The 17,905-nt window shown below is 68.7% G+C and carries 12 protein-coding genes (1 of these 12 only partly in view); 3 read left to right on the top strand and 9 right to left on the bottom strand.

What is annotated here, in order from left to right; translation table 11 throughout:
• Positions 1 to 56 precede the first annotated feature (56 nt).
• The 4 genes from QFZ27_RS36720 to mddA form a co-directional block, all read right to left on the bottom strand.
• Positions 57 to 353, bottom strand: a complete 297-nt coding sequence (locus QFZ27_RS36720; protein WP_429231784.1) for a hypothetical protein — start codon at positions 351 to 353, stop codon at positions 57 to 59.
• A 715-nt stretch (positions 354 to 1,068) separates the two neighbouring features.
• Positions 1,069 to 1,263, bottom strand: a complete 195-nt coding sequence (locus tag QFZ27_RS36725; protein ID WP_429231785.1) for a hypothetical protein — start codon at positions 1,261 to 1,263, stop codon at positions 1,069 to 1,071.
• A gap of 83 nt (positions 1,264 to 1,346) precedes the next feature.
• Positions 1,347 to 3,905: a beta strand repeat-containing protein gene (locus tag QFZ27_RS36730; protein ID WP_429231787.1), complete on the bottom strand. Its 2,559-nt coding sequence runs from the start codon at positions 3,903 to 3,905 to the stop codon at positions 1,347 to 1,349.
• Positions 3,906 to 3,986: 81 nt separating this feature from the next.
• Complete coding sequence (gene mddA / locus QFZ27_RS36735) at positions 3,987 to 4,721, bottom strand: methanethiol S-methyltransferase (RefSeq protein ID WP_429231789.1); 735 nt, start codon at positions 4,719 to 4,721, stop codon at positions 3,987 to 3,989.
• Between the two features lie 581 nt (positions 4,722 to 5,302).
• Here mddA and QFZ27_RS36740 point away from each other — a divergent pair.
• Positions 5,303 to 7,345, top strand: coding sequence for a hypothetical protein (locus tag QFZ27_RS36740; protein WP_429231791.1), 2,043 nt, complete (start codon positions 5,303 to 5,305; stop codon positions 7,343 to 7,345).
• Positions 7,346 to 7,357: 12 nt separating this feature from the next.
• Here the strand turns inward: QFZ27_RS36740 and QFZ27_RS36745 are convergent, their stop codons facing one another.
• The 5 genes from QFZ27_RS36745 to ccrA form a co-directional block, all read right to left on the bottom strand.
• Positions 7,358 to 8,161 carry a class I SAM-dependent methyltransferase gene (locus tag QFZ27_RS36745; protein ID WP_429231793.1) on the bottom strand — a complete coding sequence of 268 codons (804 nt, stop codon included), beginning with the start codon at positions 8,159 to 8,161 and terminating at the stop codon, positions 7,358 to 7,360.
• 134 nt (positions 8,162 to 8,295) lie between these two features.
• Positions 8,296 to 9,597: an acyl-CoA dehydrogenase family protein gene (locus QFZ27_RS36750; protein ID WP_429231795.1), complete on the bottom strand. Its 1,302-nt coding sequence runs from the start codon at positions 9,595 to 9,597 to the stop codon at positions 8,296 to 8,298.
• Between the two features lie 16 nt (positions 9,598 to 9,613).
• Positions 9,614 to 13,411 carry a type I polyketide synthase gene (locus tag QFZ27_RS36755; RefSeq protein WP_429231797.1) on the bottom strand — a complete coding sequence of 1,266 codons (3,798 nt, stop codon included), beginning with the start codon at positions 13,409 to 13,411 and terminating at the stop codon, positions 9,614 to 9,616.
• A gap of 34 nt (positions 13,412 to 13,445) precedes the next feature.
• A complete protein-coding gene (locus QFZ27_RS36760) occupies positions 13,446 to 15,509 on the bottom strand; it encodes an AMP-binding protein (RefSeq protein WP_429231799.1) in 2,064 nt (687 codons plus the stop codon).
• 71 nt (positions 15,510 to 15,580) lie between these two features.
• On the bottom strand, positions 15,581 to 16,852 hold the full coding sequence (gene ccrA, locus QFZ27_RS36765; protein ID WP_429231801.1) for a crotonyl-CoA carboxylase/reductase: 1,272 nt from the start codon (positions 16,850 to 16,852) through the stop codon (positions 15,581 to 15,583).
• A 392-nt stretch (positions 16,853 to 17,244) separates the two neighbouring features.
• On the opposite strand from ccrA, the gene QFZ27_RS36770 reads away from it, so the two are divergent.
• Positions 17,245 to 17,655, top strand: coding sequence for a hypothetical protein (locus QFZ27_RS36770; protein ID WP_429231803.1), 411 nt, complete (start codon positions 17,245 to 17,247; stop codon positions 17,653 to 17,655).
• Positions 17,652 to 17,905: the 5' portion of a type 1 glutamine amidotransferase family protein gene (locus QFZ27_RS36775; RefSeq protein WP_429231805.1), read on the top strand. It continues 28 nt past the right edge of the window; the window shows 254 of its 282 coding nt (coding positions 1–254); the start codon lies at positions 17,652 to 17,654; the stop codon falls past the right edge of the window. Before QFZ27_RS36770 ends, QFZ27_RS36775 begins: the two co-directional genes overlap by 4 nt.

The raw sequence follows: 17,905 nt of genomic DNA on the forward strand, positions 1-17,905 counted from the left end.
CGTTCAGGCGAAGACTCGACGTATCACGGCGCAGGCGAGGTGCGACTCGACCCTGCCTACCTCTTCCAGAGGGCCGCCCCTCTGGTGCTCATGCTGTACGAGTTCGCCCGGATGCCGATCACGGCCAGTGCAGCGAGCACAGGCATCGTCGGGGCGAGCACCGCAAGCGCAACGCCGTTGGCCAGGAAATGGCCGACGCCGCTGGCGACGTTGCCGCCGATCAGCTGGCTTGCGCCCGGGACGAGGATCTCGCTGGCGACCCTCGCCGTGTTCATCAATTCGTTCTGCGGCGGCGCCTCTTCGAGGATCGAAGGAGCTGACGCGGCGGCCTTCTCAGTCGCGGTCGGGGACATTCTCAATCTCCTTGTGAAAATGCGAAGCGTACGATCTCGAATTACCGGTATTCCCTGACCACCGGACGGATCCCACGGCGGTGGACCCGCGGCCGACCCGTGTGGAAGTCAGGACATGTTTCTCCGACGCAGGATGCTTTCGAGCCGCATGCTGGTCAATAGAAATCGGAACAACCTATATCGAGAATTTACATTTATTTGTATGGATCGATCTGTTACGGAGTTAAAGAATGGACGCATCGATCCAGATTCCGACTTCTGGCCGCAACGATAAAAGGATGTGACAGAAATTCTGCATACAATCTCTATTTATCTCAAATAACTACCAGACTAGCAGGCCTGAACGACGGGAATTATAGTATTATATGAAAACGCAAAATCTGATTCCGCAGAATTATTCCGTCGGAATAATGGATATCGCAAAGCCGATATAGGATCATTATCCTTTGACCTCTGCCAGAAGCCGGATCGGCACGAGGTGATCCGCAAAAATCTCCGCAGGGTAGTTGCGAGAGATGGATAATCCACCGGGCGATAGCTGATCCGGCAGAATACGAGATTGGCGGATGGTGCGCTCCAGTCGCAATGCCCTTCCCTCCTTGTCTTCGCCCCGGTCTTTCGCCGGTCGGCGAGGACAATCATATCGCCGGGGCACAGCAGCAATCCGGGTCGACGCGGCGGTCGGCGCCATCGGCGGCATGGCGGTGCCGCGCGGTTACAATGCGAAGTCCGAGTCCGTCAGCGCGACGGCGCCGGTGCCGATGAAGTCGAACGCCTGGTTGCCACCGACGGTCGTGTCGGCGTCGATGGGTGATACCTCCGCGCCGATCCCGGAACATTCTCGGAAGAGCTGCGCGATCATCTCGCTGTTGGCGTCGTAATCCTCGCGACGGAACATCTTGAACGCCATTGTCTCTCTCCTCGATAGCCCGCGCGGCCGCCCTGCGGCCGCGCGGATGGAATGGGAGCAGTTGGGCCGTTGGGCCGCCGCCGCTACAGCACGAAATCCCCGGCGACGAGGTTGACGGTGCCGGTCAGGGTGATGTGGAAGTCGGAGACCTTGTCGCCGTTGACGTCGCCGGCGATGGTGGTGACGCTGCCGGCCTGGGCGAAGCGCAGCTGGCCGGCGCCGCCAGTGTAGAGGCCCGCACCGATGAAGCTGAAAGCCTGGTTGCCGACGGCGGCGGTGCTGGCGTCGATCGCCACCAGGTCGATGCGGTCGCCCTGGGCATGGCTGAAATCCAGGATCCGGTCGGCATTGGCCCCGACCGGGCTCTGCGCCGCGCTGCCATAGACGAAGCGGTCGGCGCCGAGGCCGCCGGCCAGCACGTCCCGGCCGCCGCCGCCGGTAAGGACATCATTGCCCTCGAAGCCGTTCAGGATGTTGGCGCCGCTGGTTCCGACCAGGCTGTCGCCCGCCACGCTGCCGTTGACGTTCTCGACGCCGGAATAGGTGTCGCCCTGGGCTTCGCCGCCCGTGCCGATGCCGGTGGTCAGGTTCACCGTCACCCCGACGCCGGTCCCGAAATAGCTGATGAGGTCGGTGCCGGTGCCGCCGTCCAGCACATCCGCGCCGGCGCCGCCTCGGAGGATGTCATTGCCTTCGAAGCCTCTCAGCACGTTGACGCCGGCGTTGCCCGTGATGCGGTCGCCGGCCGTGCCGCCGTTGACGTTCTCGATGCCGGAATAGCTGTCGCCCTCAGCCTCGCCGCCGCTGCCGGTGCCGGCCGCCAGATCGACGGTCACAGCGCCGGCCAGGCCGAAATAGGTGGCGATGTCGACACCGACGCCGCCAACGATCTGGTCGGCGCCGGCACCGCCGGAGAGCACGTCATCGCCGGCGGCACCGTCGACCCGGTCGTTGCCGACGTTGCCGCGCAGGATGTTGGCGAGGTCATTGCCGATCAGGGCATCGCTGCCCAGCCCACCATCGACATTCTCGAAATCCTCAAACTCGTCGCCCTCGGCATTGCCGCCGCTGGCGCTGAAGGTCGCCAGGTTGACCGATACGCCGATCGTGTCCTCGCTGTAGCTGAGGGTGTCGATGCCGCTGCCGCCGTCGAGTCCGTCGGCATTGGCGCCGCCACGGATCACATCGTCGCCGTCGTCGCCGAACAGGCTGTCGCCGTCCGCGCCGCCGTTCAGCGTGTCCCGGCCGGTCCCGCCGTCGATCTGGTCATTGCCATCGCCGCCCGTGAGGGTGTCGTCGCCGGCCTCGCCGGCAAGGCCGTCATTGCCGCCGGCACCGGCAAGCACGTCGTTGCCGTCCGCGCCGAAGATCTCGTCGGCCCCGGTCGCGCCGGTGATGAGGTCGTCGCCGGTGCCGGCCTCGAACAGCATCGCCTCGATGTTGATCGCCCGCGAGCCGTCGTTGCCGGCCGCGCCGTTCAAGGTGAAGCGAAGATTGACGGAGGCGTTGCTGCGGTCCATGGTGAGGCGGTCGAAGCCGGCACCGCCGTCGACGACATCAGCCCCGTCCCCAGCGAAGAACTCGTCGTCGCCGGCGTCACCAAACAGTGTGTCGTTCCCTCCACCGCCAGTCAGCCGGTTGGACCCGGCATCGCCGATCAGCGTGTCATTCGCCAGACCACCACTGATGTTCTCGACACCGGACAGGGTATCGCCCGCGGCATCTCCACCACTGCCGCTGCCCGTCGCCAGATTGACTGTGACTCCGACGACGTCAGAGGAATAGTCGGCACGGTCGGCTCCGGCGCCGCCGTCTAGCGCATCCGCGCCGGTACCGCCGATGAGGGTGTCGTCGCCATCACCGCCTTCCAGCACGTCATTCCCACTGCCGCCCAAGAGTCTGTCGCTTCCTGCCTCTCCCTGCAACAGATCGTTGCCGTCGACGCCATTGAGTTCGTCGCCCCCGTTCAGCCCCCGAAACCAGTTATCCGCGGCCGAGCCGGCCAGATTGTCGGAGCCGTTCGATCCGATGATGTTCTCAAACCCGACGAGCGTGTCGCCGCCACCGCCGGCGCCAGTGTTCAGGTTGACCGACACCCCATTGGCGGCGTCGTCGTAGAAGACCCAGTCGAAGCCGTTGCCGCCGTCAAGCACATCGGCGCCGGCCCCGCCGCGGATCAAATCTTCGCCGTCGCCGCCGCGGAGAATATCGTTGCCATCATCACCGTTCAGGACATCATTGCCCTCATTGCCCTCGAGCGCGTCGCTGCCCTCATTGCCCGCAAGATCATCGTTGCCCGATTCGCCAAGCATGAAGTCGTTACCGATACCGCCGCTGGCCAGGTCATTGTCGTCGCCGGCGCTGATCTGGTCGTTGCCGGCGTCGCCGGTGATGGTGTCGATGCCGAAGCCTCCGAAGATCACGTCGTCTCCGGCCTCGCCGGCGAGCCTGTCGTCACCCGCCTGGCCTTCGAGCCGGTCGTTGTGATTGTCTCCGCCCAGGAAGTCGTTGCCGTTGCCGCCGAGGAGATGATCGTCGCCGTCCCGGCCCTGCACTTCGTCATGTCCATCCAAGGCGTTGATCACGTTGTTGCCGTCGGTGCCGACGATGATGTCATCGCCGTTGGTGGGAAAGCTTGCCATGGGATCTCTCCTTGTTGTGTGGGACACAGGCGCGCCTCGCGGCCCGCGACAGGTGGATGGGAAGTCGATTCGAAACGGTGGTTAGCGGCGGCCGGGCCAGGGGATCAGCATCCCGACCTCTTGCCGGTAACGGCGGTAGCGGTCGCCGAACAGGGCGACGAGGTCGCGCTCCTCGAGGAAGATGCCGAGCAGGATGTAGCCGGTGGTGGCCACCGCGAACAGCAGGTGCCCCGCCGTCATCGCCGGCGTTGCCCAGAACGCCAGCAGGAAGCCGAGATAGATCGGGTGCCGGACCCAGCGGTAGAACAGCGGCGTCCGGAACACGGGCGGCGGCAGCTCGCGACAGCGCAGCCGGGCGAAGACCTGAGCCAGCCCGAACAGCTCGAAATGGTCGATCAGATGGGTGCTGACCAGCAGGACCGCCCAGCCGAGCCAGAACACCCCCTGGAGGACGGCGACCCAGAACGGGTCGCCGACCATCCAGACCGGCACGGGGATCGGCCGCCACTGCCAGAACAGCAGGATCAGGATCAGGCTCGCGAGCAGCACATAGGTGCTGCGCTCGATCGCCTCCGGCACCAGCCGCGTCCATAGCCGCTTGAAGGCGGGCCGCGCCATGATGCTGTGCTGCGCGGCGAAGAGGGCGAGCAGCAGCGCGTCGACGATCACCGCCTCGAGCACCGGCCCCGCGGCGCCGCCGGAATCGATCGATTTCGGGACCGCCAAATTGCCGACGAAGCCGACCGCATACAGGAAGGAACCGAAGAACACGGCGTATGCGGCGACGCCGTAGACGAGCATTATCAGGCGTGACATGGGTTCTCCTTGGGCATTCCGGCCGGCGCGCCGACGGCACGCCGGGGGTCCGGCACAGCGTTTTGCATCCCGCCGTCGAATCCCACCGTGGCGGCATCGCGTTGAGGTGAGCGTTGGAGCCGGCGCGGCAGCATCCGTGGAAAGCGATCGATCCGGCTCCCATGGATGCCGGGCGTGATCGGCTTCGCCACCGTCGCAGATCAAGTCGGCAGCATAGAGAAACGAGCCGACGGACCTGACATAGGCGACGATTTCACAAACGAAGCCGGCCGATCCGGCCATGACATCTCCCCGCTCCGGGAAGATTAAAAGCATCTGGACCGGCGGCCATTGAACCTGATGGCGGAAGCAGCCGACGATTACGGCACAGAGGTCCGGAAGCACCAGGATCTTTCCGAGAGGTCGCGATGTGACCTGGGTCACACCTGTCGACAGGATCCACGTGCCGTAAATTCGACATGCTCGGACCGCATGGTCTGAACGATCGTGCCAATGGATGCATCCATGGGTGATCTCCCTTCCCTTGTCCGGCCCCGCAGCCTGCCGCCCCGTCGGCGGAACGACGCCGCATGGAGGCGGGCGTGATCGCCGGCCTGGGCACACCGGTGGAGACCGATCGGCCCGGCCGGGACGATGCTGCGCCGCGGCTGCGCATCCGGCTATTCGGCCCCCTGACCATCCATCGCGACGGCGCCGCGGTGGCGCTGCCGGCATCGCGCAAGACACGGGCGCTGATCGCCTATCTGGCGCTGGCGCCACGGGCCGTGTCGCGCAGCCAGCTCTGCGAGTTGCTGTGGGATGTTCCGAACGATCCCCGCGCCGAGCTGCGCTGGTGCCTGAGCAAGCTCAGGAGCATCGTCGACGACCCGGATCGGCGCCGGCTCGAGGCCGACGGCACTGCCGTCGCGCTGGATCTGGCGGATTGCCGCGTCGATGCGATCGAGATCGCCCGCGTCGCGCGGCTGGGCGTCGAGACGCTGCCGCCGGCCGAACTGCAGGCCCTGTCCGCGCTGTTCCAGGGCGAGTTCCTCGACGGGCTGGAGATCGACCGCAATCCCGAGTTCAACGGCTGGCTCACGGCGCAGCGCCGACGGTTCCAGAGCTGCCATGTCGCCCTTCTGGAGCAGCTCGCCAGGACCGCGAACGGCGATGAGGTGTTCGGCTATCTCGAGACCTGGCTCGGCCTCGCGCCATTCGATCTGCGCGCCCATGAAAGCCTGCTGGGTCACTTTTCCCGGCGCGGCCAGATCCGGGAGGGCGAGCAGCATCTGGCGGCGGCGGCGCGGCTGTTCGAGGCCGAGGGCCTCGATTGCGAGCCCGTCCGGGATCTCTGGCGGGCGATCAGGGCGGAGCCCTGTGCTACGCCGCGGCGGGAGGCCGCCCCGGCCGTGTCCTCCCTTGACCGCGACGCCGGCGCCGAAAGCCCGGCAGCCGCGCCGCGCCGCGGCTCCATCGCGGTGATGCCTTTCGCCGACGGGTCGGCGGAGGCGACGCCCCGGGGCGGGATCGCGGACGCCCTCGCCCACGACATCACCACCCGACTGGCCAAGATGCGCAGCCTGTTCGTCATCGCCCAGGGCTCGGTGTTCGCCCTGCGCGACCGGCAGATCGGCCCGGAGCAGGCCGGCCGGATGCTGAATGTCGACTATGTGGTCGGCGGCTCGCTGCAGCGCCGGGGCAGCCGCCTGATGGTGGCGGTCGAGCTGGTCGAGACGCGCACCGCCCGGCTGGTCTGGGCCGAGGCCTACACCCGGGCGCTGGACGACGCCTTCCTGGTGCTGGAGGAGATCGGCAACCGCATCGTGGCCTCGGTCGCCGCCGAGATCGAGACGGTCGAGCGCAACTGCGCAGTGCTGAAGCCGCCCGGTTCGCTCAACGCCTGGGAGTCGCATCATCGCGGCCTGTGGCACCTGTACCGCTTCACCCGGGCCGACAACGAGCAGGCCCGCCGGTTCTTCGAGATGGCGGTGCGCCTGGACCGGAGCTTCGCGCCGGCCTATGCCGGCCTGTCCACCACCCATTTCCAGAGCGCCTTCCTGGGCTGGGTGCCACGCGAGACGGCCATCGACCGGGCCTTCGAGGTCGCCGGAGAGGGCCTGGCCGCCGACGACCGCGACCCTGCCGCGCATTGGGCCATGGGCCGGGCGCTGTGGCTGCGCGGCCGCCAGGACCGCTCGCTGGTCGAGCTGGAGCAGGCGGTGGAGCTGAGCCCGAGCTTCGCACTGGGCCACTACACCCTTGGCTTCGTGCATTCGCAGGGCGGCGACCCGGCGACCGCGATCTCGGCCTCCGACCATTCACGCCTGCTGAGCCCATTCGACCCGCTGATGATCGGCATGCTGGGCTGCCGGGCCATGGCGCTGGCGCGGCTGGAACGCTTTGACGAGGCAGCCGACTGGAGCGTCCGGGCCGCCGCCCGACCGAACGCCCATATCCACATCCAGGCGATCGCCGCCTGCTGCCTGGCGCTGGCCGGACGGCTGGACGAGGCGCAGCGGCACCGGACGACAATCCACCGGTCGCAGCCGGGCTACCGCATCGCCGACTTCCTCGCCGCGCACCGCTTCGTGCCGGACGCCGTCCCGCTGTTCCGGGCCGGCGCCGGGCGGATCGGGCTCGGCTGATCGGCCGCCTTTTCAGCCCCGCCGCTGCGCCTTGACCGCCCAGGCGCGGGCCCGGAAGCGGACCGGACCGCCGGTCCCGAGCGTCCGGGCCAGATGCGCCTTCAGCGCGGCCCGGTGGTCGTCGGCCAACCCGGCGCAGTAGCCAGGCGCCGGCCCGGCCCCCAGGGTGAAAGGCAGCCAGAAGGTGTCGAAATCGCGAAACACGATCGGGATTTCGATCGGCTCGATGACCGGCGCGCGCAGGCCGGCCGCGCGGCACAGCGCCAGCAGGCCGAGCCGGGTGCAGAAGGGAAACCGGCGGCTTTCATCCAGGGCGGTGGCGCGCGGGTCGATGTCGGCGGCGGCCTTCCAGAAAGCATCGATGAAGCCGATCCCGCCGCCGGGATAGTCCCAGACATAGAAGCCCAGCAGCCCGCCCGGCCGCAGCACCCGCTGCATCTCGGCCAGTGCCGCCGGCCGGTCGGTGATGAAGTTGAGGACAAGCGCCGAGGCGACGACGTCGATGGCCGAGTCCGCCGCGGGCAGGCGCCGCGCCCCCGCCACCTCGAACCGGGCCCGCCCGTCGCGGATCATCGATCGGGCATGGGCGACGAACCCGTCCGACGCATCGATGGCCAGGATCGACTGCGGCGCGCCCCCGGCCAGGACGGCTTCCGTCAGCGCCCCCGTGCCGCAGCCGACCTCGAGCCAGTCGGCCCGCGCCGGCGGATCGAGCCAGTCGACGAACGGCGCGGCGATCCGCCGGCTCCACCGGCCCATATAGTGCTCGTAGCTCGGCGCCTCGGCCCAGGCGTCGGTCCTGCCGATACTGTCCATCGTCGCCTCGGTCCCAGTTGCCCGCCGGCGGTTGCGCCGGCACCGGACGATAGGAAGCGGCCGGCCATCGCGTCGCGTGGGAATGCCGATGGAGACCGTGGGATCCCCCAGGCGCGATGCCGCAATGGGCCTGCTCACTCCGCCGCCCGCTTCGCGATGGGGTCCGCGATCCCGTCCGCGCCATGGGCGTGCAGCAGCCAATTGCCGCCCTGGAGGCCCAATGAATGGTTCTCTCCCCCCTGGATCAGACAGACGGTGACGTCGCGCAGCAGCCGCTCGACGGCAAAATCCCGCGACAGCCCGTTGGCGCCGAAAATCTGGACCGCCTCCATCGCCACCTCGAACGCGGTCTGGGTCGCCGTCGTCTTGGCGGTGATGGAGGCGAGGAGGTGCGGCCCCTGCTCGGAGAAGTTGTAGGACGCTCCCCGACGGACGGAGGCGCGGCAGGTCTCCAGCTTCCGCCACATCTCCCAGAGCCGCCATCTCACATGCTGGTGGGCGATGAGCGTCGCGCCGCCCTGTTCGCGCGAGCGGGCATAGTCAAGCGTGTGGTCGAACGCCGCCTTCGCGACGCCGGTGGCGATGGCGGCGACGTTCATGGCCCCGGATGTGTGCGTGCCGGCCATCGAGGCGTAGTACTGATCCTGCCCCCGGATGATGTAGCTGGCCGGGACGCGGACATTGTCGAATCGGACATGCCCGGTCGGCAGCGTGCGCTGGCCGATCTTCTCGACCGCACGGCCACGCTCGATCCCCGGCAGGTCGAACGGGACCAAGACAGCCACCCCGAACACGCCGCCATCCGGTCTCGCGATGCCGTTGCCGTAATCCGCGGGGCAATGGACCAGGGCGCATTCCGCGATCGGGGCGCAGGAGATCCAGTCGGACGAAACCCCGTTCAGGGTCACCTCCGACGCGGTGACCACGGCCCGCAGGCTGCCCTCGGACTGCCTGGCCCCCTTGGCCAGCTCGAATCCGGCATGGTCGATGGCGTCGGATCCCCGGTCCGCCAGGATCGCGATCCAGCAGCCTCGCAACGGGCTGAAGCGTTCGACCAGCTCCGGGTTCCGGGTGGCCATCGCCATTGCCGCCGGCATCTTCGAGGTGAAGGCCGCGACGGCCAGCCCGGCGTCGCCATAGGCCAGCTCCTCGAAGACCAGCGGCAGCATGCGCTTGAGGCGATGCGGCCCGAGGCTCGCCAGCCAGGCCGGGTTGATGCCGAGCTCTTCGAAGCGCGTCAGATACTCCCAGAGAGGCGATTCCGGTGCGACGACATCCGCCGCGGCCATCGGATCCAGCCTGGCGGCGGCAGGACGCATCACGCCGAGCGCAAACTCCCGGATTCTCCGCTGGACCTCCCGCTCCTCATCCGTCAGGTCGGCGTCGAGCCCGCCAAATCCCAGCCGGGGCACCGCAACATTCTGGAATGTCTGCATTATCCTCTCCGTCCCGTCACTCGGCCACCAGGGGCACGGGCTGCGCGAAAGGTTTCGCCGCCGCTCCGAGGAAGCCGGCCACGGCCTCGACCGCGGGGGATCGCATGATCGAGAAGTGATCGCTGTCGAAGCCGAGGATCCGCAGCGGCCCGCTGCAGAGCGCCTCCAGGGGGTGGACGGCCGCCTCGGAGCGCCCGGCATTGCCGGCGCGGAGGGCGAGCGCATAAGAGAGCGGCGCCCGAACGGCTCTCGGCCGGTGCCGGGCCAGCGCGGCAGCGTTCGCGGCATGGATCCGGAACACACGCTCCACGGTCGCGGGGTCGGCGAGGTCGCAAAGCCGGCCGAGGCCGTGCTGCTCGTCGAAGATCGCCTCGAACTGCGGATGGGCGACCAGGAGGTCCAAGAGATCGTCGTCCTCGGCCCTGCCGACGCTGTCGACCAGGCGGCGGATCCGGTCGGTGTAGACGCCGTCCGGCAGGGGGCTGTCGATGGCCACCAGCCCGGCGATGCGGGCGCCCTCCTCCTCCCACTGCCAGGTCATCTCCTGGGCGACGGACCCGCCGAACGACCAGCCGCCGATGATGTCCGGGACCCTGCCGGCGGCCTTGAGGACCGCCCGGCGATAGAGCTGCGCCAGCTCGCCGTGGGAGCGGTAGCGGACGCGGCCCGCCTCGGCTTCCGGGTGGCGGATCCCGACGATCCGCGCATCGCCGGGCCAGGCCGCCGCCAGCTCGCCATAGCACAGCACGTCGCCCCCGACCGGGTGGACCAGGGCCACCAGCGGCCCTGAGCCGTCCCGGAGGGTGAGCACATGGTCGGGGGGAGCGATCGACGGGATCGGCGTGACCGGCGCCGCCATCTCGTCCGAATAGAAGGCGGCGATGCTTCGCAGCGAGGCGCCGGCGGCGAACCAGGCCAGCGGGACGGCTCGCCCGAACGCCTGCTGCAGTCGGCCGCGGATCGCCGTCAGCGCCAGCGAGTCCAGGCCGAGCGCGACCAGGGCGGCGTCCTCGTCGGCCACGTCGCCGACGACCGGGCGAACGGTCTCGACGACCGCGGCCAGCATGTCGGCCATGTTCGCCGATGCGACAGCCGCCCCTTCGCCAGGAGCCGAGACGACGGACACCGGATGCAGGTTGTTCGCGCGCGGCGTCAGCCCCACGGCCGGCAGCTCGATGTGCTTCAGGTCGAAGGCGTAGGTCGGCGCCTCGACAGGAGATGGCGGGGTCCCGTAGAGGCGCCGCCAATCCGGGGAATGGCCGGCGCAGTACAGGCGGGCGCAGGCATGGGCCAGGCCGTCGGGCTCCGGATCCTCGTCGCCGCCCGGACCGTCGCAGAGCGAGGAGATCATCCGAATCCAGTCGCCCGACGCCGCCTTCGCCAGGTTGGACAGGGCCTTGCCCGGCCCGACCTCGAGGAATGCGGCGCCATCCCTGGCGATGCCGTCGAGCGCTTCCCGGAACCGCACCGGTCGCTCGACCATGTCGACCCAGTGATCGACCGTGGCGATCTCGTCCCCGGCGCGGCGCCCGGTGACCGTCGAGATCAGCTCGATCTCGGGCGCCTTGAGCCGGAGCGGGGCAAGGGCGTCGCGGAACGGCGCCAGGATCGGTGCCAGCAGCGGCGAATGGCCGGGGGTGTCGTAGGTCGCGACCCGTGACACCCGGATGCCTTGCTCCACCAGCGCCCGCTCGGCATTGGCGACGGCCGCGGCGGTGCCGCTGAGCACCGTCTGCTCCGGCCCGTTGATCGCGGCGATGAACAGCTCGGTGCCGAACGAGAACGCCGTCCCGAGCCATTCGGCGCCCGCGGCCACGGCCAGCATGGCGCCGTGCGGCCGCAGCGTCTCGAACAGCCGGCCGCGGGCCTCCACGGCCTTCAGCCCGTCATCGAGCGACATGACGCCGGCGACGACCGCCGCCACATGCTCGCCCAGCGAGTGCCCGATCACCACATCGGGGCTGACGCCGAGCCTGATCCAGGTGCGGGCCAGCGAATGCAGCACCACGAAATGCGCGAGCTGCCCGGGATCATGGCGGGCGCGGATGGGATCGCGGTCGAGGATAGCCCGCTGCACCTCGGTCGCCACATCGGGCGTCAGGCGCGCGAGGCAGTCGTCGACGGCCGACCGGAAGATCGGGTTGTCGCGGTACAGCCCGCCACCCACGCCGGGCCGCCACCCGCCCTGGCCGGGGAACAGGAACACCAGCCGGCTCTTCGGCGCCGCTTTGTTGCCGGCATGCCATCGCCCGGACGGCACCCCGGCCGTGTGCTCGCGCAGCGCCGCCGCCATCTCCGCGCGCGAGGCGCCGACGATGGCCAGCCGATGGTCCCAATGCTCGCGCCGGACGCTCGCCGTGTAGCAGAGCTCGCGCAGGCCGGGTCCGGACGGGCCCAGCGGCGTCTCATAGGCGGCCGCGAGCCTCGCGAGAGCCAATTGCGACCGCGCCGAGAGGGTCAGGACCCGCATCCGGTCCGGCTGCTGCGCCGGCCTGGCCGCCGGCGGCGGCGCCAACACGGCATGGGCGTTGGTGCCGCTGATGCCGAAGGAGCTGACCGCAACCAGGCCGCCCTCGGCCGGCAGGTCGCGGCCGGTCCGCGGCACCTCCATCCCGGCCCCGTCCCAGCGGAACCGCGGATTGGGAGTGTCGAACCCGGCCTGGGGCGGCGCCTGCCGATGGCGCAGCACCAGGATAGCCTTGATCAGCCCGACGATGCCCGCCGCGCCTTCGAGATGGCCGATCTGGGACTTCAGCCCGCCCAGCAGCAGCGGCGACCGCCGCGCCGCGTCGCTGGTGTAGGCGTTGCGCAGGGCCGTGAGCTCGATCGGGTCGCCGAGCGGCGTGCCGGTGCCGTGGGCCTCGACATAGGCCACATCCTCCGGGCCGGCGCCAGCCTGGGCCAGCGCCTGGCGGATCACGGCCTCCTGCGCCGCCCCGTTCGGCGCCGTCAGGCCGTTGCTGGCGCCGTCGTTGTTGACGGCGGATCCGACCAGCAGCGCCTCCACCCGGTCCTTGTCGGCCGTCGCGTCGCCGATCCGCTTCAGCACGATAACGGCGCCGCCCTCGCCGCGGATGTAGCCGTCGGCCCGGGCGTCGAAGGTGCGGCAGGTGTCCGTCCGCGACATTGCCTGCAACCGGGCGAAGCCGATCGTCTCCTCGGGCCCGAGGATCAGGTTGACGCCGCCGGCGATCGCCAGGTCGCAATCGCCGCAGCGCAGGCTCTGCGCCGCCAGATGCACCGCCACGAGCGACGAGGAGCAGGTCGAATCCAGGAAGATCGCGGGGCCCTGCAGCCCGAGGGTGAAGGCGACGCGGCCGACGCCGACCGCCCGGTTGGCACCGAGCTTGCCCCAGGCGGTGATGCGGTGCGGGTCGCCGGACGCGACGGTGCGGCGCGCATAGTCGACGTCGCCGGCGGTCAGGAACAGGCCGACACGCTGCCCCCGCAGACTCGACGGCACGATCCCGGCATGTTCCAACGCGCTCCAGCACAGCTGCAGCATCCAGCGCTGCTGCGGGTCCATCTCCAGCGCCTCGGCCGGAGAGATGCGGAAGAACTCCGGATCGAAGGCATAGGGATCGCCGACATAGCCGGCCCGCCGCGAATAGGTCGTCCCCGAGCGGTCGGGGTCCGGCGAATGCCAGGCCTCGATGTCGAAGCGGTCCGCCGGCGTCTCGCGGATGGCGACCTTCGCGGATGTGATGAAATCCCAGAAGGCGGACGGCGTGTCGTTGTCGCCCGGCAGCCGGAACGCCATGCCGATAATCGCGACCGGGTCGACCGAAACACCAGGTGCCGGCTGGGAGTTCATCGGCCTTGCCTCCAGTTCAGCTCGCATCTTCCGGCTACCAGTTGGCCGCTTCTGCGATCGGCGGCTCCGGCGCGGCTCCGGTCGGGGCGCCCGGATCGCGCCGCCCGGCCAGGTACTGCGACAGGGAGTCGACCGTGGTGCAGGTCCACAGCAGGGTCTGGTCGAGCTCGAGCTCCAGCTCGGTCTCAAGGAAATGGGTCAGCTCGACGGCACTGACGGAATCGAAACCGGCCTCGGCGAAGGTCTGGCCGGGCGCGGACGGGAGTTGGAGCCCGCGGCCCGCCGCCCACCGCGCGATCAGGACCGGGATGCCGCCGGCGGCGCTGGTGCCGTCGGCCGGCCTCACGGCGATCGGCGCGGTTCTGGCCGACCGGCCCTGGATCGCCCGCTCCAGCTCGCCGCGCCGGTAGAGGTCGCGGCACAGCACGCGCTGAATCTTGCCGGCCGAGGTCTTCGGCACGGTCTCAGGCTTGGTCAGCACCACCTCCGCCACTGCCAGGTCGTGCTCGCGGAACACGGCCTCGGAGATCCGCGAGACCAGGTCCTCGCGGTTCGCGGTGGCCAGCCAGGACCGCTCGATCTCCTGGACCACGACGATCGCCTCGCCATCCTCGCGGTCGATCGAGAACACCGCGCCGCCCGCCGGCTTGAGCGCGTCATGCGCGCGCTGCACGGTGCCCTCGATATCCTGCGGATAGATGTTCCGGCCATTGACGATCATGACCTCCTTGATCCGGCCGGTGATGTAGAGCTCGTCGTCGATGACGATGCCGAGATCCCCCGTCCGCAGGAACGGTCCCTGCCCGTCCGCCAGCCGCGCGCCGAAGGTCTGGGCCGAGACTTCGGGACGCCGCCAATAGCCCTGCGCGACGCAGGGACCCGACACCCAGACCTCTCCGATCGCGCCTTCGCCGCAGAGCTGGTGGCTGTTGGGGTCGACGATCGAGACCCGCTGGGGAGCCCGGACCTTGCCCGAGCCGACGAGCAGGCGCGATCCCGGGCCGGAAGCCGGGACGATCCGCCCGGAATCCACGGCGCTCGACTCCACCGAGAGCATCCGGGCTGGCCGGCCAAGATCCCCGACCGAGACCATCAGCGTCGCCTCCGCCAAGCCGTAGACCGGCCGGAACGTTTCCGCGCGGAAGCCGTGGCCGCGGTACGCCTCGACGAAGCCGACGATGGTCGAGGCGCGGATCGGCTCGGCGGCGTTGACGGCGGATCTCCAGCTCGACAGGTCGAGGCCGTCCCGCTTCTCGGCTGGGATCCGGCGGACGCAGAGCTCGTAGGCGAAGTTCGGCGCCATGCTGATCGTGGCCCGGTACTGGGTGATGGTCTCGAGCCACCGCCGGGGGTTCTGGATCAGCGACACCGGCGGCAGCAGCACGCACAGCGCCCCGTCCAGCAGCGACTGCAGGATGTTCCCGATCAGCCCGAGGTCGTGATAGGGCGGCAGCCAGCACACCGTGATCGCGTCGAAATCGAACCCGCAATGGGGGCCGATCACCGCCGCGTTGGCGATCAGGTTGCCGAAGGTCACGACCGTGCCCTTGGGCGCCCCGGTCGATCCCGAGGTGTATTGCAGAAAGGCCGGAGTGTCAGCCGACGGCCGCCGCCAATCGATGTCGGACGGGTCGGCGTCGAGATCGCCGGGTGAGAGCATCGGCAGCGACGACAGCTCGGGGCTGTCGGCAAACCAACCGGCGAGCTTCGGGATCGATGCCTCCTCCGTCAGGATGGTGGCCGCGTCCGAATCCCGCACGATGGCGATCAGGCGATCCCAGGTGGACCGGCCCGGCTTGGCCAGATGGCACGGCAACGCCGTCACGCCTGCGCGGAGACAGGCCATGAATGCCACGACGAAGCCGGCGCCGGGCTCGAACAGCATCATCGCCCGGCGCCCGGCCAAGCCGCGCTGGATGAGCCCGGCCGCGTACCGGTCCACCTGTGCGTGCAGCTCGCCATAGCTCAGCCGGAGCTTTTCCGCGCCGTCGGTGCCGACGACGATCAGCGCGTCCTTGCCCGGATGGGCCGCGGCCCTCCGGGCAAGGATGTCCGAGAAGCAACGATCCTCGGCATTCGGCAGCGGGTCCGTTGCCATCACGATCTCCTTGCGCGCCTGAGGGGCGGTTGGATGGGTGCGATCGGGCCTGTCGTCGCCTGGAAAGACGATCAGTCCAGCCGCGATCCTTCGCCCGAACGGGCGGCATGCACCAGGACCGCCATGTTCCCGGGTGGGTGCTGGTTCCGCAGCATCCTGGCGTGGGCCGCCGGCAGCTGGTCCCAGGTGAACAGCTCGGACAGGCAGGGATCGATGCGGCCTGCCATGACCAGGCGGTTGGCTTCGGCGGCCTGCTTCAGATTGGCGAAATGGCTGCCCTGGATCCGCTTCTGCCGCATCCACACGTAGCGGGCATCGAAGGTCAGGTCGTAGCCGCTGGTCGCCGCGCAGAACACGACCATGCCGCCGCGCTTCACCAGGAAGCTCGAGACCGCGAAGGTATCCCGCCCCGGGTGCTCGAAGACGATATCGACCTCACCGCCGCGGCCGGCCGCCTGGCGCACGGCCCGCCCGAACACCTTGACCTTGTCCAGATAGGCCGCGTGCTCCGGCGACCCGATCGGCGGCGGCGTCCCCCAGCAATCGAATTGGGACCGGTTGATCGTCGCCGCCGCGCCGAGCTTGCGGGCATGGGCCGCCTTGGCCTCATCCGAGACCACGGCGATCGACCGGGCCCCGACGACCGCCGCAAGCTGGATCGCCATCGAGCCGAGACCGCCGGCCGCGCCCCAGACCAGCACGGTCTTGCCCGGACCGAGAATATGCGGCACATGGCCGAACAGCATCCGGTAGGCGGTGGCCAGGACCAGCGTGTAGCAGGCGCTCGCCTCCCAGGTCAGATGCCTGGGCCGAGGCAGAAGCTGCGTCGCCTGGACGCGGGTGAATTGCGCGAAGGCGCCGTACGACGTCTCGTAGCCCCAGATCCGCTGCGACGACGACAGCATCGGATCGCCGCCGTTGCATTCCTCGTCATCGCCGTCGACCTGGCAGCAATGGGCCACGACCTCGTCGCCGACACGCCAGTTGCGGACATTCGATCCGACTGCCCAGACGATGCCGGAGGCATCCGATCCGGCGATGTGGAACGGATGATCGTGGAAGTCCAGGGGTGATACCGGATGGCCGAGCGCCGCCCAGACGCCGTTGTAGTTGACGCCCGCCGCCATGACCAGGATCAGGACCTCATCCGGCCCGATCTCGGGGACGTCGACCACCTCCTGCTGAAACGCAGTCGAGGGGTCGCCGTGGCGCTCGCGCCGGAGCGTCCAGGCATGCATCCGTTCCGGGACGACACCGGGCGGAATATCCTGGCCAAGGCCGAACACCCTGGCGGAGGGAGGCGTCTGCGCCTCGGCTCGATGATCCAAATCGATGACTGCCATCGTGCCCTCACATCTTGCGCGAGCTCAAAGAAACCTCAGCGAAGAGCGCAACCGCACTTCACGACGCGAGTACATGAAATTTTTCAGGAAAGTCTTTGTCTGGCGAGAATCATCCGTCCTCGCAAACGATACTTGCCATTTTGTTGGACGAATGGCAACACAAAAAATCTGATCCTGGGAATTTTTACCCTGATTAATTGTTGCTTTTAAATATAGATTATTGATTTATATTTAAAATAAAGTGAAATTCATTCTAAGTTCTTCAAAAATCTCGCGGCGTTAGCGCAGTCTCCGACCTTGAGGAATCGTAGGGGACTCCCGAAGACTGAGAATTCTGATTCAAGATGCGGGTTGGTAAAGGAAGGCCAGCCTGCATGACGCGACCTCTTTCCATGGATATCCGGGACCGGCTGGGTTCGGGCCGTGGACGGCGGCATGGCGCGGCGCTCCGCGGCGAAGCGCTTTGGGACGCCGCCTCGACGGCGATCAAATGGGTCGAGCAATGGCGTCGCACGAGCGTGGTGGTGCCGCGGCCGCGGGGCGGCGATCAATGCTCGCAGCGGCTCGAGGCTCATGCCGAGGAGATCCTGGGGCTGATCGAGCAGACGCCGGACATCACCTTGAGCGAGATCACGGCGCATCTGGATCCCGAAAGGCTGGTCTTCATCGACGAGACCGGCACCCGACCAAGACGGCCCGCCGCTGCGGCCGGGCCCGCCGTGGCCAGCGCTGCCGGGCGTCCGTGCCGCACGGACACTGGAAGACCACAACCTTCGTCGGCGCCTTACGGCTCGACGGCATGACTGCGCCGATGGTGCTCGACGGCGCCATGCACAGCCCGCCTTCCTGGCTTATGCCGAGGAGGTCCGGCTCACCCCATGTCGTGCCGTTCCTGGTCGAGGACGAGTTGAAGCGGCTGGGCGGGCTCTTCGAGAAGGCGCCGAACTGGCAGAGCTTCGTCGTCAGGGACGGTCGGCTGATCACGGGCCAGAACCCGGCCTCCTCGACCGCCGGAGCGCAGGCTCTTCTGAAGCTGCTTTCCGACACTCAGCG

The organism is Inquilinus ginsengisoli (assembly GCF_050434925.1).
Lineage (GTDB): Bacteria > Pseudomonadota > Alphaproteobacteria > DSM-16000 > Inquilinaceae > Inquilinus > Inquilinus ginsengisoli_B.

Excerpts from the sequence above, each read along its gene's own strand:
- QFZ27_RS36720 (WP_429231784.1), bottom strand. The coding sequence starts at position 353 with ATGTCCCCGACCGCGACTGAGAAGGCCGCCGCGTCAGCTCCTTCGATC.
- ccrA (WP_429231801.1), bottom strand. The coding sequence starts at position 16,852 with ATGGCAGTCATCGATTTGGATCATCGAGCCGAGGCGCAGACGCCTCCC.
- QFZ27_RS36750 (WP_429231795.1), bottom strand. The coding sequence starts at position 9,597 with ATGCAGACATTCCAGAATGTTGCGGTGCCCCGGCTGGGATTTGGCGGG.
- QFZ27_RS36745 (WP_429231793.1), bottom strand. The coding sequence starts at position 8,161 with ATGGACAGTATCGGCAGGACCGACGCCTGGGCCGAGGCGCCGAGCTAC.
- QFZ27_RS36755 (WP_429231797.1), bottom strand. The coding sequence starts at position 13,411 with ATGAACTCCCAGCCGGCACCTGGTGTTTCGGTCGACCCGGTCGCGATT.
- QFZ27_RS36760 (WP_429231799.1), bottom strand. The coding sequence starts at position 15,509 with ATGGCAACGGACCCGCTGCCGAATGCCGAGGATCGTTGCTTCTCGGAC.
- mddA (WP_429231789.1), bottom strand. The coding sequence starts at position 4,721 with ATGTCACGCCTGATAATGCTCGTCTACGGCGTCGCCGCATACGCCGTG.
- QFZ27_RS36770 (WP_429231803.1), top strand. The coding sequence starts at position 17,245 with ATGGATATCCGGGACCGGCTGGGTTCGGGCCGTGGACGGCGGCATGGC.
- QFZ27_RS36730 (WP_429231787.1), bottom strand. The coding sequence starts at position 3,905 with ATGGCAAGCTTTCCCACCAACGGCGATGACATCATCGTCGGCACCGAC.
- QFZ27_RS36725 (WP_429231785.1), bottom strand. The coding sequence starts at position 1,263 with ATGGCGTTCAAGATGTTCCGTCGCGAGGATTACGACGCCAACAGCGAG.